14 protein-coding genes are annotated in these 13,756 nt (G+C 63.5%); 7 read left to right on the top strand and 7 right to left on the bottom strand.

Annotated features, from left to right (window positions below; translation table 11 throughout):
• Positions 1-207: 207 nt before the first annotated feature.
• Complete coding sequence (locus tag H0482_RS10600; protein ID WP_230989579.1) at positions 208-1,461, bottom strand: penicillin-binding protein activator; 1,254 nt, start codon at positions 1,459-1,461, stop codon at positions 208-210.
• Positions 1,462-1,552: 91 nt separating this feature from the next.
• Between H0482_RS10600 and rsmI the strand changes: the two genes are divergently transcribed.
• From rsmI to H0482_RS10580, 4 genes are all read left to right on the top strand, one after another.
• Complete coding sequence (rsmI, locus tag H0482_RS10595) at positions 1,553-2,440, top strand: 16S rRNA (cytidine(1402)-2'-O)-methyltransferase (protein WP_193730020.1); 888 nt, start codon at positions 1,553-1,555, stop codon at positions 2,438-2,440.
• Positions 2,409-2,795, top strand: coding sequence for a YraN family protein (locus H0482_RS10590; protein ID WP_230989566.1), 387 nt, complete (start codon positions 2,409-2,411; stop codon positions 2,793-2,795). Before rsmI ends, H0482_RS10590 begins: the two co-directional genes overlap by 32 nt.
• Positions 2,796-2,803: 8 nt before the next feature.
• Positions 2,804-3,748 (top strand): glutathione synthase, encoded by a 945-nt coding sequence (gene gshB, locus H0482_RS10585; RefSeq protein WP_193730018.1) that lies wholly within the window; start codon positions 2,804-2,806, stop codon positions 3,746-3,748.
• A gap of 139 nt (positions 3,749-3,887) precedes the next feature.
• Positions 3,888-4,511: a MarC family protein gene (locus H0482_RS10580; protein ID WP_193730017.1), complete on the top strand. Its 624-nt coding sequence runs from the start codon at positions 3,888-3,890 to the stop codon at positions 4,509-4,511.
• Between the two features lie 8 nt (positions 4,512-4,519).
• On the opposite strand, the gene H0482_RS10575 is transcribed toward H0482_RS10580, so the two are convergent.
• A complete protein-coding gene (locus H0482_RS10575) occupies positions 4,520-5,686 on the bottom strand; it encodes an SGNH/GDSL hydrolase family protein (RefSeq protein WP_193730016.1) in 1,167 nt (388 codons plus the stop codon).
• A gap of 133 nt (positions 5,687-5,819) precedes the next feature.
• Positions 5,820-6,806, bottom strand: a complete 987-nt coding sequence (galE, locus tag H0482_RS10570; RefSeq protein ID WP_193730015.1) for a UDP-glucose 4-epimerase GalE — start codon at positions 6,804-6,806, stop codon at positions 5,820-5,822.
• Positions 6,807-6,906: 100 nt separating this feature from the next.
• Between galE and galU the strand changes: the two genes are divergently transcribed.
• On the top strand, positions 6,907-7,791 hold the full coding sequence (galU, locus tag H0482_RS10565) for a UTP--glucose-1-phosphate uridylyltransferase GalU (RefSeq protein ID WP_193730014.1): 885 nt from the start codon (positions 6,907-6,909) through the stop codon (positions 7,789-7,791).
• A 15-nt stretch (positions 7,792-7,806) separates the two neighbouring features.
• Here galU and H0482_RS10560 read toward each other — a convergent pair whose 3' ends face one another.
• From H0482_RS10560 to H0482_RS10545, 4 genes are all read right to left on the bottom strand, one after another.
• Complete coding sequence (locus H0482_RS10560; RefSeq protein WP_193730013.1) at positions 7,807-9,075, bottom strand: outer membrane beta-barrel protein; 1,269 nt, start codon at positions 9,073-9,075, stop codon at positions 7,807-7,809.
• A gap of 115 nt (positions 9,076-9,190) precedes the next feature.
• Positions 9,191-9,640, bottom strand: coding sequence for an NfeD family protein (locus H0482_RS10555; protein ID WP_193730012.1), 450 nt, complete (start codon positions 9,638-9,640; stop codon positions 9,191-9,193).
• 1 nt (position 9,641) lies between these two features.
• Positions 9,642-10,649, bottom strand: coding sequence for an SPFH domain-containing protein (locus H0482_RS10550; protein ID WP_193730011.1), 1,008 nt, complete (start codon positions 10,647-10,649; stop codon positions 9,642-9,644).
• Positions 10,650-10,742: 93 nt separating this feature from the next.
• A complete protein-coding gene (locus H0482_RS10545) occupies positions 10,743-11,582 on the bottom strand; it encodes a glycoside hydrolase family 25 protein (RefSeq protein WP_193730010.1) in 840 nt (279 codons plus the stop codon).
• A 182-nt stretch (positions 11,583-11,764) separates the two neighbouring features.
• Between H0482_RS10545 and H0482_RS10540 the strand changes: the two genes are divergently transcribed.
• Both H0482_RS10540 and H0482_RS10535 read left to right on the top strand, forming a co-directional pair.
• Positions 11,765-13,291 (top strand): YifB family Mg chelatase-like AAA ATPase, encoded by a 1,527-nt coding sequence (locus H0482_RS10540; protein WP_193730009.1) that lies wholly within the window; start codon positions 11,765-11,767, stop codon positions 13,289-13,291.
• Positions 13,292-13,303: 12 nt separating this feature from the next.
• Positions 13,304-13,756 (top strand): NUDIX domain-containing protein, encoded by a 453-nt coding sequence (locus tag H0482_RS10535; RefSeq protein ID WP_193730008.1) that lies wholly within the window; start codon positions 13,304-13,306, stop codon positions 13,754-13,756.

Raw genomic sequence — 13,756 nt, 5'->3', positions numbered from 1 at the left:
GTCTTCCCCCGCCTCTCCGCCGTCGCCGAAGCCGGCTGGACAATCCCCGAGCGCAAGAGCTGGGACCGCTTCCAGGCCCTGGTCGGCCTCATGCCCATCATGTACGGACATTGGGCAGAGGAATAAGACGGCCGATAAGACGAATGATTGAAATCTCCCCGCTGCGACAAGGGCGGGGAGATTTTTTTCTTGGGCCGCGCTGCCGTTTCAGAGCCGCGCGCCCTCCAGCGTCGTAGTCCCGCCTGCCCCGATCTGTCGGATCACCAGCGCATAATCGCTGCGGCCATTGGCGTTGAAGCGGAACAGCCCGTCCCGCCCGGAATAGCCCGAGCCATTGGTGAGCAGCGCCGCGCTATAGGGTGGATTGGCCAGCGACAGCGTGTTCACATTGGCCAGGATTGTCGCCGTATAGACAATGGTCGCCATTGGCGGCGGCGGCGCCCCGAACTGGCGCTGGTAATCGGCGCGAATGGCGTTGAGCCCGGCCTCGTCCACCGCCGGGAAAATGGCCCCGCTCAGCGCCGGATTGGCCAGGAGCGCCGGATCATTGGCCCAATCGGCCGAGCCGATTAATTGCACGAAATCCTTGTCCAGCCCGGTTTGCGCGATGAGCCCGGCAAAGGCAGGGGCGCTGGCGCGGTCCGGCAGGAACAGCGCATCGATCATGCCATTGTCGAACATCGGCTTGGCCTGATTGATAATGCCCGGTGCTTCGGAGAGATCGGAAAAGGTATAGACGGCGCTGGGGGAGAACCCCGCCACCATGGCCTGTTGCCGGAAGGCGGTGGCCAGCGCCTCGCCATAGGGCGTTGCCGGAAAGATGCCGGCCGGCCCGCGCCGTCCCTGCTCGCGGAGATAGGTAATGGCCCGCTTCATTTCGGTGTCGGGCAGCACGTTGAGCACATAGACGCCCGGTCCCGCCACATTGCCATTATTGGCAAAGCCGATCAGCGGAATATTAGCCGCCCGCGTCACCTGGGCGGCGGCGCTGATCTGCTCGGCGCTGACCGGTCCCAGCACCAGTTTGGCGCCCCCGGCCACAGCCGCATTGGCGGCATTGACGGCTCCGGCCGGCGTCGTGCCGCTGTCGCGCAGCGAAATGGTGATATTGTCCCCGATATTGGGACTGGCCTCGATAAAGGCCATGGCCAGCTTGCTGGCATTGGCCAGGCCCCGCCCCAATTGCGCCAGCGCCGGCTCGCCCGAGAGCGGCAGCAGCAGCGCCACCTGGACCGGCCCCCGCCCGAAGCGTTCGACATTGCCGCTCCCGGTCGGCGTCAAGGGTGTCATCGGTGAGCCCCCGCCCCCGCCTCCATCGCCGCCGCTGGACCCGTCGTTACCCCAGGGCAGGGTCAGGCTGCGCGAGCCGAGCTGATAGGTGCCGCCCGAACAGGCGGCGAGGGCCGAGGCCAACCCGATCATCGCCGAGCGTCGCGTCCATTTTGCGGCTTCGCCACCCATATTCACCCGATGCGGTCCTTAACGTGCACAGTCTGTTAACAAACTCCCCCCATTTGGTTAATCAAGGATTGAAAAGGGATGATCGGGGCGCATGACCGAGCCAATTGCGGACTATTTTATCGCCGGAACGCGCTTTGGCGCCCCCGCTTTGGCGCCGGGCCTTTATGTCGTTTCCACCCCGATCGGCAATCTGCGCGATATCACCTTGCGCGCGCTCGAGACGCTGGCGGGAGCCGATCTCATCCTTTGCGAAGACACCAGAACCTCTTCCCGCTTGCTCGATCATTACGGTATCACGACAAAAAAGCAGGCATTTCATGAACATAACGAGCGCGGCCGCATCGAGGAGATAGCCACCCGCATCGCCTCCGGGTCGGCAATCGCGCTGATTTCCGACGCCGGAACCCCGCTTCTGTCCGATCCGGGCTTCCCCCTGATCCGCGCCCTGGCCGAGCAAAACCTGCCGGTTTTTCCCATCCCCGGGGCCTCGGCCCTTCTCTCGGCCCTGGTCATTGCCGGACTGCCCACCGACGCCTTCGCCTTTCGTGGTTTCTTGCCCCCCAAGGCCGGTGCGCGCCTTAACGCTTTGAAAAAGCACGCCGATTCACGTGAAACATTGGTCTTCTACGAATCGCCCCGCCGTCTCGGCGACACGCTGGCGGCCATGGAAGCCATATTTGGCGACCGGCAGGCATTGGTGGCGCTGGAGCTGACCAAGCGTTTCGAGCGTACCCATCGCGGCACGCTCGCGGATCTGGCGGCTGAATTTGCTGCCGCCGAAACGCGCGGCGAAGCGGTCATTATCGTGGCGGGCGCCGCTGAACCGGCATTGCCCGCCGCCGAGGACTGGCAGGCGGAGCTGGCGCAAGCCATGCAAAATCAACCGCTTCGCGCCGCCGTCGATGCGGTCGCCGCCCGCTTCAACCTCAAGCGCAAGGAGGTCTATGATGCCGCGCTGGCGCTCAAGAACGCGGGCTGAGCGGCGACTGGCGGCCGAGCAGCAGGGCCATCGTGGCGAAGCGCTGGCTGGGCTGTTGTTGCAAATGAAATTCTATCGGCTACGGGCCCGGCGCTTCAAAACCCCAGTGGGAGAAATCGACCTCATCGCCGAAAAGCGCGGCGCAATAATCTTTGTCGAGGTCAAGAGCCGAGGCCATCAGGGCAGCGAAGCCGAGGCGCTGGGCGCCGTCAACAGCGCCCGCATCGTGCGAGCGGCGCAATATTGGCTGGCCCGCCATCCCGCCGAAAGCGGTAAGGATATGCGCTTCGACGTTATTTTCCTTGCACCCGGCCGCTGGCCGCGCCATCTCATCAATGCCTTTTCCGCTAGCTGAGTGAAGTCATGAGCCTCAAAGTTGCGGTCCAGATGGACCATGTCGCCACGATCAACCCCCTGGGCGATTCGACCTTCGCCATGATGCTCGAAGCGCAGACGCGCGGGCATGAACTGCTCCACTACACCCCCGACACCCTTTCCCTGCGGGACAATGTGGTCAGCGCGCTGGCCCAGAAAATCGTCGTTACCGATGCCGAAAAGGGCCAGCATTTCAGCCTTGGGGAAGAGCGGCGGGTGGACCTCTCCACCCAGGATGTGGTGCTGATGCGCCAGGATCCGCCCTTCGACATGAATTACATCACGCTTACCCATTTGCTCGAACGTATCCACCCCAAGACCCTGGTGGTCAATCCGCCGGCTGCCGTGCGCAATGCGCCGGAGAAAATTCTGGTCACCGAATTTCCCGAGCTGATGCCGCCAACCCTGGTGACGCGCGACCGCGCCGAAATTCAGGCTTTTCGCCGCGAGCACGGCAATATCATCGTCAAGCCGCTCTACGGCAATGGCGGGGCCGGCGTCTTTTTCATCCAGGAGGGCGACCACAATCTGGCGAGCCTGTTGGAATTGTTCGAGGCCAATTACCGCGAGCCCTTCATGGTGCAGCGCTACCTGCCCGATGTCCGCCAGGGCGACAAGCGCATCATCATCATCGACGGCGAGCCGATCATGGGGCTCAACCGCATTCCCGCCGATGGCGAGGCGCGCTCCAACATGCATGTGGGCGGGCGTCCCGAACTCTCCCCGCTCACCGAGCGCGAGCGCGAGATTTGCGCTGCGATCGCTCCGGCGCTGAAGGAGCGCGACATGATCTTTGTCGGCATCGACGTCATCGGCGGTTACCTCACCGAGATCAATGTCACCTCGCCCACCGGCATTCGCGAGATCAAGCGCTTCGGCGGCCCCGACATCGCAGTGCTGATCTGGGACGCCATCGAAAAAAGGCGGCGCTGATCACCTGCTCGCAGCATCCCATGCATAGAGAGGACTCCGGGGCGACATTTTGCACTTGCCGAGATCGTGCCCTGCTGCGGCCGGGCTTGGCGTCGGCCGGCAAATGCCCTAGTCCTGTGTTCTGGGCCGGGGGAAACGCATGAACAGCTTCTTTGTCGCATTCGCCACCTTGTTCGCCACGGTGGGCGTCGCCGACATCGCCTTCATCTTTGCGGCCCTGACCAAGGACAATACGCCGGCGCAGCGGCGGCTATTCGCCACCCGGGGCGTCCTTGTGGCTTTGGCCATTCTTTTGTTCTTTGCGGTCCTGGGCAATGCCATCCTCGATGTCTTCGGCATCACCATACCGGCGCTTCGCACCGCCGGCGGCATCCTGCTGCTGCTCATCGCCATCGACATGGTGTTTGCCCGCCATTCGGGCGGCACCGGCACCACCGATGAAGAAGAGATCGAAGCGCGCCAGAGCCACGACATTTCGGTGTTTCCACTGGCCATGCCGCTCATGGCCGGGCCGGGCGCCATCAGCGCCGTCATCCTGCTGACCACGGGCGCCAAGTCCGATCTCGAATTCTGGCTGGTACTGGCGGCGATCGTGGTCATTCTGGCTTTGGCCTGGCTGACGCTGCTGATCGCCATTCCCATTCAGCGTCTGCTCGGCCTGACCGGCCTCTCGGTGGTGTCGCGCGTCGTCGGCATCCTTTTGGCCGCCCTTGCCGTGCAATTCGTCTTCGACGGCATCAAGGCCAGCGGTCTTTTGGGCTGAGCCCGATCCTATTCGACCGGCCCGGCCGCCGCTGCCGCTTCCAGATCGATTCCGACCCCGAATGCATCCAGCCTTCCCTGGGGCGCCCGGACGAGCTGGTCGAGCTCAAAACCGGGGCCAGTGGCCTGCCGCCCGTCCATCAGCAGCAGGTCGTCGGCGCGCTGTGGCGCGCGGCTAAGGGGAATGACGGCACCGGCGACTTCCAGCAGGCGCATCTGTCCCAGGCCCTGATAGGGCGGGCGCAAGAGGGTTGCGGCATCAGTTCCGGCCAGGGGGTCGGCGACGGCAATGCTCACGCCGCCGCCGCGATAAAAGCTCTTCATGGCCTGGCTGATATAGAAGGCCAGCTTGTCCGACCCGGCGGCGGAGAAATGGATACCGTCATCCTTGCGCATCAGCCCGTTCTGGCCGTTCACATCCGGCCCATAGGCCGAATAGCGGCCGTCCTCACCGAGAAACCGCTCGTAAATGTCGACAAATTCCGCACCGCCCGAAAAGGCCGCCAGACGATGCAAAGCGCTGATCTGGCTGATGGCCGTTGAATATTCGCCGCGTGACATGGGGGGCAATCCCAGCCAGATTACCGGCTTGCGAGCGCTACGCAATTGGTCGAGAAAGGCATTGAGCCGGGCCTGGTAGACTGAGGTCCAACCCTCGCTCAGCGCAGGATAGGTGTGGCCATTGGCCCGCACTTCCTGCCGGTCATTGATGCCGATGATCACCACAGCGATGTCGAAACTGTCGGCCGCGATCTGTTCGGCCAGCGCCTTGTTCCAGTCGAAATAATCGTCGCGCACAAAGCCTGAAGAACTGACCCCCTGCCCTATCACCGCCAGATTGGGGTCGTCGGCATAAAAACGCTCGAGGGCGCGCGACAGGTCGATGGCCAGCGAATCGCCGAAGACGGTAAGCCTTGTGGCATCTGGCGCCTTGTCGATTTTTGGCGTGGACGGGGGCAGCGCCGCGCTGGGCGCGCTCTGGCGCGGCTGGGTCTGCTGCACCGGCGCAGGCGGCGCCGGTTGCTCGCCGAATAAGAGGTCAAACAATGTGCGCCGGCGCGGCTCGGCCTGCTGGGCCACAAGGACGCGATCGCCGGACAGCGCCTGAGCCAGCGCCGGTCCGGTTTCGATTAGGCCGATCATGGCAATCAGCAGGAAAACAACGAGCCGTTTCATTCAATCTGTCCAGGACTCTATCCCTGGTCTTTTAGCATTCCGCCCCCGGCATGGCCACGCCGCTTGCCGGGGCGCACAAGGCATGGCGTTCACCCCTCCGTCATAGACGATCCGGCGCAATGGTCCTTTGGGATCAGCGATTGCGGGTCATCAAATGCCGTTCCCAAGCATAGGCGGTTTCCACGATTTCGGTAAGGTCGTCATGCTGGGGCACCCAGCCCAGAAGTTGGCGCACTTTTTCGCCCGTGGCGGTGATCGAGGCGGGGTCGCCCGCCCGGCGCGGCGCTTCCTCGGCGCGCAGATCGATCCCGGAGACGCGGCGCACCGTATCGACCACTTCGCGCACCGAATAGCCCCGTCCATAGGCGCAGTTGAGCGTGGTGCTGTTGCCCCCCCTTCGCAGATGCTTGAGCAAGAGCGCATGGGCGGCGATCAAATCGGTGACATGGATATAGTCGCGCACGCAGGTGCCGTCCGGCGTTTCGTAGTCAGTGCCGAAAATGCTCATCTTTTCGCGCTGGCCCAATGCGGTCTGGCAGGCGACCTTGATCAGATGCGTGGCCTCCGGGCTCGACTGGCCCGAGCGCTTGGCTGGATCGGCGCCCGCCACGTTGAAATAGCGCAGCACCCCAAAGGTCATGGGATGGGCGGCCGCGACATCGGCCAGCATCCACTCGGTCATCAGCTTGGAACGGCCATAGGGCGACATGGGATGGAGCGGGGTATCCTCGACCACGGGCGCCAGCCCGGTCATGCCATAGACCGCCGCGGTGGACGAAAAGATGAAATGCTTCACCCCGCCCCGGACCGCGGCTTCGATCAGATTGCGGGAGGTCGCGGTGTTATTGGCGTAATATTTGAGCGGATTGGTGACCGATTCGGGCACCACGATCGAGCCGGCGAAATGCACGATTTCGGTGATGCCGTGTTTCTCGATCAGCCGCAGCACCAGATCGATGTCTCCGGCATCGCCCGGCTCGAAACGCGCTCGCCCGTCCACCGCCCAGTCGAACCCGGTGACCAGATTGTCCAGCACGACCACGTCTTCGCCGCTATCAGCCAGATTGAGTACCATATGGCTGCCGATATAACCGGCGCCGCCGGTCACCAGGACGGTCATGTTTTGTCTCCGCGCGAGAAATGCTATGTGGTGGCAATGATATGGCCCAGACGTTGATTTAGCTTTACGTCTGCAGCGGGTCCAAGAGGAGATATTTTCAGTGTCCAAGCGTGTTCGTACCGCCGTGTTTCCCGTTGCCGGCCTGGGAACGCGGTTCCTGCCGGCGACCAAGGCGATGCCCAAGGAAATGCTGACCGTGGTCGATCGTCCGCTGATCCAATATGCGGTGGACGAGGCGCGGGAGGCCGGGATCGAGCATTTCGTCTTCGTCACCGGCCGCAACAAGGGCGTGATCGAGGACCATTTCGATCGCCAGTTCGAGCTGGAAACCACGCTGGAAATGCGCGGCAAGACCGCGGCGCTGCGGGAATTACAGCAGGATCTCCCCTCGGCCGGCCGCACCAGCTTCACCCGTCAGCAGGAACCCCTGGGTCTCGGCCACGCCGTCTGGTGCGCCCGCCACATTGTCGGGGACAGCCCCTTTGCATTGCTGCTGCCCGACATGCTGTTCAAGGGCGAGCCCGGCGTGCTCAAGCAGATGATCGAGGCTTATGAGGAGACGGGCGGCAATGTCATCGCGGTCGAGGAAGTGCCCGAGAGCGATGTCTCCTCCTATGGCGTGGTCGCTCGTGGTGATGGCCCGGACACCGGCTTTTCCATTACCGGCATGGTGGAAAAGCCCAAGCGTGAGGATGCCCCCTCCAATCTCATCATTTCGGGCCGCTATATCCTGCAGCCGGAGATTTTTGCGCTATTGGCCAATCAGCCGCGCGGCGCCGGCGGCGAAATCCAGCTCACCGACGCCATGCAGACGCTGATGACGCAGCAGGCCTTCACCGGGGTCAAATATCGCGGCCAGAGCTTCGATTGTGGCGCCAAGATCGGCTTCCTCACCGCCAATGTGGTTTATGCGCTCGACCGCGACGACATTCGCGACGGCTTCCTCAAGGAATTGCGCAAGCTCGACCTCGAAGACCGGCTCTGAATTTGCGCTGTGGCGTCAGCGCCGGAGGGTGATCCCGACGCTGATCGTATGCGTGTCGCTCTGCCCGTTATTGCTGTTGTCGCGATGGCCATAGCCGTAATCGGCGGAGAGCGCCGTATGCTTGTTGACGGCGTAGTCAGCGCCGGCGCCCAGGCCTCGGCGCTGTTCGGTTTCGCCATTGCCTTCGAGCCTGGATAGGCCCCAATCGGCCGAAGCGCGCAGGCGCAGCCAGGAATTAACGGTGTAGTCGAGCTTCGTCTGTGCGGTGTGCACGACGCGCGCCGTGCCATTGCTGTCGCTGCCTGTGGGCTCGACAGCGCTTGACAACGACGCCGTCAGGTTGAGCGTGGGATCAGGGCTGAAGCTGAGGCTCGCGTCGTAGAGCCAGGTGTCGATATCGGTGAGGCCCGCGGCATCGAAATCGTGCTTTCCGCGTCCGATAGAGGCGCTGGCCCGCACAATGCCGTTCCAGTTTCCGGCAATGCCCCCGCGCAGCGCCGTGCTGGTGGCGTCGGTTCTGACCCCGAGCGTGGGCGAGGCGGCATCGAACATGTCGCGGCCCAGCGTGGCTTCGGAAAAGACTTCGAGGATCGGTGTCACTTGCACGCCGGCCCGCAATATTGCATCGGCCTGCCAGAGGTTCTGGTCAGCATTGTCGGTGCGGCCGGTATCCCGGCGCATTGTCGGGCCATAGACGGCGCGTTCCACATTACCCTTGAGGGCCAGATTGATCTGGCCGAAACTGCGCTCGATGCCCAGTCCCGCCGATCCGCTCAGCACTTGCGGTGGGGTGATGATGTCGGCATTGAGCCCTTGCGTGCCCGGCAGGGCCTGGCCGAAATTGATTGCGGCATTGCCCTTGACCCGCATATTGGCGTCGAGCGCGCTATCGGTGGACAGGCCCAGTCGCAGCGCGGTTAACCCGGCATGGCCGCCATTGTCCCATTGCCGGGCCATCGTGCCATCACCCTCGATAACGATATCGGTGCGCTGGCCATCATGTCTGGCGGTGAAGGCGGGATTGAGCGTGGTGAGGAAATACCCGCCCGTATTGCTGCTCGTATAGGCGCCCTTGAGCCCGATTGACCAGTCGAGGTGAAAGGGCGTATGCGGCGCTTCGCTCCATTCCCCGGTCAAGCCGGGTGCCGCCGGATAGAGGCCAGGTTGCAGCCTATCCATGTCCAGCTTGGCGCTCTCGGGTCCGAGCGGATCGGCCTTGCTGGCGCCAGCCGGCAGCAGGCCCGCAGCCAGGACGAGCAGCAATGTCAAATTTCGCCCGGCCACATTCCGCTCCGCCAGAACACCGACGGAATCGCTGATCGCATCGGCCATTGGGCCCGAGGGGCCACGAACACCGATCCTTGCAGTTTATGGTTAATGAACCATTGCGTCGGGGACGTTATACCGCCTCGACCCGCAGCACCGGGCCTTCGGCGGCGACGATGCGGATGCGCTGTCCTGCCGGCAGGTCGGGACCGGCAATGCGCCAGATGCTGTCGCCCAGCGCCAGCCGCCCGACGCCATCCTGAATGGGAGCATCGAGGACCGCTTCATGGCCGATATATCGGTCGGTGCGGCGGTTGAGTTCGGGTCGATGTCCGGCGCGGCGTCTTTTAGGGGCGATGCGCAGCCAAAGCACGATGCTGACCAGCGAAAACACACCGAAAATCAGCCATTGCACTGCCCAGGGCAGCGGCTGGACCAGGGTGAGGAGGCCGGTGAGGATGCCGCCAATGCCCAGCCAGACGAGGAACCCGCCGGGCAAAGCCAGTTCGAGCGCCAGCAGCACCAGCCCCGCGACGATCCAGCTCCAGGGGCCATTTTCGGCCAGAAAGGCGATGATTTCCATTTTAGGTGCGCTCGCCCTGTCCGCCGCTGCTCGGTGGTCGGCTGGTGGAGCGCGCTGCGCCGGCCGGGCGCTCGGGCCCAAAGGTTTCGCGGGCAATTTCGGCAATGCCGCCAATGGCCCCGATGACGCTCGACGCCTCGACCGGCAGCATCAGCACCTTCTGATTGGGCGAGGTGGCGAGCTTGCCCAGCGCCTCGATATAATTGTTGGCGACGAAATAATTGATCGCCTGCACATTGCCCGACGCGATGGCGTCACTCACCATTTGCGTTGCCTTGGCTTCCGCTTCCGCCGAGCGTTCGCGGGCCTCGGCGTCGCGGAACGCGGCTTCCTTGCGACCTTCTGCCTCCAGCACCTGCGCCTGCTTGGCGCCCTCGGCCTGCAGGATTGCGGCCTGGCGTTGGCCCTCGGCCTCGAGAATGGTGGCGCGCTTTTCCCGCTCGGCCTTCATCTGTCGGCCCATAGATTCCACCAGATCCTTGGGCGGGTCGATATCCTTGATCTCGATGCGGGTGATCTTGACCCCCCAGGGCGCGACGGCCGTATCCACCACGCGCAACAGCCGCTCATTGATCTCGTCGCGATGGCTGAGCAATTCGTCGAGATCCATCGCACCCATCACCGTGCGGGTATTCGTCATGGTGAGGTTGAGGATGGCGTTTTCCAGATGGGCCACTTCATAGGCGGCAGCGGCGGCATCCAGGATCTGGTAGAAGGTGACGCCATTGGCGGTGATCGAGGCATTGTCCCGCGTGATCACTTCCTGGTGCGGCACGTCCAGCACCTGCTCCATGACATTGATGCGCTTGCCGATCGTATCGATGAACGGCACGATCAGATTGAGGCCGGGCTTGAGCGTGCGGGTATATTTTCCGAACCGCTCGATGGTGAAATTATAGCCCTGCGGCACCGTCTTGGCCCCGGCGAAGAGGACCAGCACGAACAAGAGCCCCAGCCCGATCAGGACCACACTCAGCCCGTCAAGTCCGAACTCGCTGAAAATATTCATGTCCCGTTTCCCTCTTCATCGCCGCCGCGCCTGCTGAAGCGCGGGTTCCCGGCGATGAATACAGGCTTTTGGGGCCAAGGAAAATGGCTTCGCCTATTTCGCGGCCTGACAGCGGCCACTGGCCTGCAAGGCGGCGATGGCGCGCGGATCGCAACCGGTCCACAGGAACATCAGCCAATCCTCGCGATTGCCGTAAAAGACATTGCGGTCCACTTCCCCCCGCACGCCGGGCACGACGCCGGTCTGGGTATATTGCCAGAAGGTCCAGGTGCGGTTCCGATACCGTTCATGCGGTTCGGCGGCGGTGGAGCGCAGCCAGAAGGCATTGGGAAGATATTCGCCTTCCAGGATGTCGCGGTGGAAATTCATGTCGGTATAGATGATCGGCAATTTGCCGGTATGTCGTTCCATGGCGACCAGCATGACGCGGATTTTTTCCATGGCGTCGGCCTTGCTCGGCTTGGTCTTGCAGCTCGAATGGTTGTTCCATTCCAGGTCGAGCACCGGCGGCATGGCGCTCGGATCGGCCGGCACGTTGCGCATGAACCACTCGGCCTGTTCAGCGGCGGTCGAACACCAGGTCATGAAATGATAGGCGCCATGCGGCATGCCGGATTCGCGCGCCCGCGCCCAATTGCGCTGGAAGTCCGGATCGACGTAATCCTTGCCTTCGGTGGCCTTCATGAAGACGAAATGGGTGCCGGCGGCGCGGGCCTTGGCAAAGTCCACATTCTCCTGGTAGCGCGCCACGTCGATACCCTGAATGGGCATGCCGCGCGCCCGATCCACGCCCGAATGGGGACGCTTGTCGCCCGGAATGGCGCCATAGAGCCCGCCGGTCGTTGCACAGGCGGCCAAGGCGGCGGCAATGATGCCGATCATCACGCCACGCATGAGGGTGGAAAAGGGACGGGTCACCGGGGCGATGGCCATGGGCGGAACACTCGATACGCAGGACTAAATCGACTTTTATTCAACATGGCCCGGTTAATGGAGCTTTAGGTTAACCTCTGTGGCAATGAGCATGGTTAACGCGCCCTGACTTGTTCTTCATGTGTTCTTGTTCGTCGTGACCTTTATTGCTATCGTCGCGCTGAAATCGGGGGATGGGGCAGATGGTCACCCGCGTTGCGACAGTGGCGTTCCAGGGCATTGAGGCCGTACCGGTCGATGTTCAGGTGCAGATCGCGCCCGGTATGCCGGCCTTTATTCTGGTCGGCCTGCCCGACAAGGCGGTACGGGAAAGCGGCGAGCGGGTTCGCGCCGCGCTCATGGCTTCAGGTCTGGGCCTGCCGCCCAAGCGCATCACCATCAATCTTGCCCCGGCTGACCTGCCCAAGGAGGGCAGTCACTACGATCTGCCCATTGCGCTGGCGCTGATGGCGGCCTTGGGGGCCATTCCCCAGGACGGCCTCGACAATTTCCTCGCACTGGGCGAACTGGGCCTGGATGGTCGTCTCGCCCCGGTCGGCGGTGTCCTGCCTGCCGCCATCGCGGCCCAGGCCCAGGGAAAAGGCATTATCTGCCCCGCCGAGACCGGTCCCGAGGCGGCCTGGGCGGGTGAGGAGATCGACATCGTCGCGGCGGGAACCCTCCTCGCTTTGATCAATCACTTGACCGGCCATCAGATGCAGGCCCGCCCCCGGCCTAGCCGTCAGCCCCGCCTTGCGGGCGACATGCCCGATCTTGCCGATATGCGCGGCCAGGCGCTGGCCCGGCGGGCGCTGGAAGTGGCGGCGTCGGGTGGACACAATATGCTGATGGTCGGGCCGCCCGGCGCCGGAAAATCCATGCTGGCGGCGCGCCTGCCTTCCATCCTGCCGCCGCTCGGCCCCCGCGAATTGCTCGATGTGTCGATGATCCAGTCGGTCGCGGGGGAATTGGCCGGCGGCGCGATCTCCGATCGCCGGCCGTTTCGCGCGCCCCACCATTCGGCCTCCATGGCGGCGCTGGTCGGGGGCGGGCTCAAGGTGCGCCCGGGCGAGGTGAGCATGGCGCATAATGGCGTGCTGTTTCTCGATGAATTGCCCGAATTTTCGCCCAGCGTGCTTGATAGCCTGCGCCAGCCGCTGGAAAGCGGGGAAATCGTCATTGCCCGCGCCAATGCGCGGATTTCCTATCCCAGCCGGTTCCAGCTCATCGCCGCCATGAATCCCTGCAAATGCGGCATGGCCGGCACGCCGGGCCATGTCTGCAAGCGTGGCGCCGCCTGCGCCACCGAATATCAGGCGCGAATTTCCGGTCCTTTCCTTGATCGCATCGATATCCGCATCGATCTGCCGGCGGTGTCCGCCACCGAAATGATCGCGCCCGCTGGTATGGCGGAATCGTCCGCTATGGTGGCGAGCCGGGTGGCCGCTGCGCGCGATCGCCAGCGCAGCCGCTATGCCGATGCGGGTCATCCCGAGATAACCACCAACGCCGCTGCCGGGGCGGCGCTGATCGCCAGACTGGTCGAGCCTGATCGCGAAAGCCAGGCCCTGTTGTTGCAGGCGGCGGAGCGCTTCAGCCTTTCCGCCCGGGCTTATCACCGGGTCCTGAAGGTTGCCCGCACCCTTGCCGATTTGGCAGGATCGGACAATGTGGCGCGGCCCCATATCGCCGAGGCCCTCGGCTATCGCCTCAATTTCGGGGCGGCGTGAGCCGGAAAAATTATGAAACATCGTATTTCCGCCGGAACTCTGGCGCTTCGCGACGATTGCGTGCTGCTGGTGCGCCATTATCGCCCCGGCATTCACGATTTCTGGTGCGGGCCTGGCGGCGGCGTCGAAGGTGATGAACAATTGCACGAGGCGGCGAGGCGGGAGGCTTTGGAGGAGGCCGGGATCGCGGTTGAAACCGGGCCGCTGGCCTATATCGATGAACTGGTCGACGGCTCGGGCCGCATCGTCAAATTCTGGTTCCTGGCCCGCTACGTTTCCGGCGCGCTCGATGTCACCGCCAATCCCGCCGATGGGGAATCGATCCGCGAGGCCGGCTGGTTCGCCCGCAATGCGCTCCCATCCGGTTATGTGTTTCCCGAGATTCTGCGCGACCGGTTCTGGACCGATCTCGAGACCGGCTTTCCCGCTCCAATCAAGTTGCCCCTGCGGCGTTCCCTATTTTAG

The sequence above is a fragment of the Devosia faecipullorum genome, from assembly GCF_015158295.1.
GTDB classification, from domain to species: domain Bacteria; phylum Pseudomonadota; class Alphaproteobacteria; order Rhizobiales; family Devosiaceae; genus Devosia; species Devosia faecipullorum.
The sequence above is the reverse complement of the archived record's forward strand: the minus strand, read 5'-3'. Positions and strand labels throughout refer to the sequence as shown.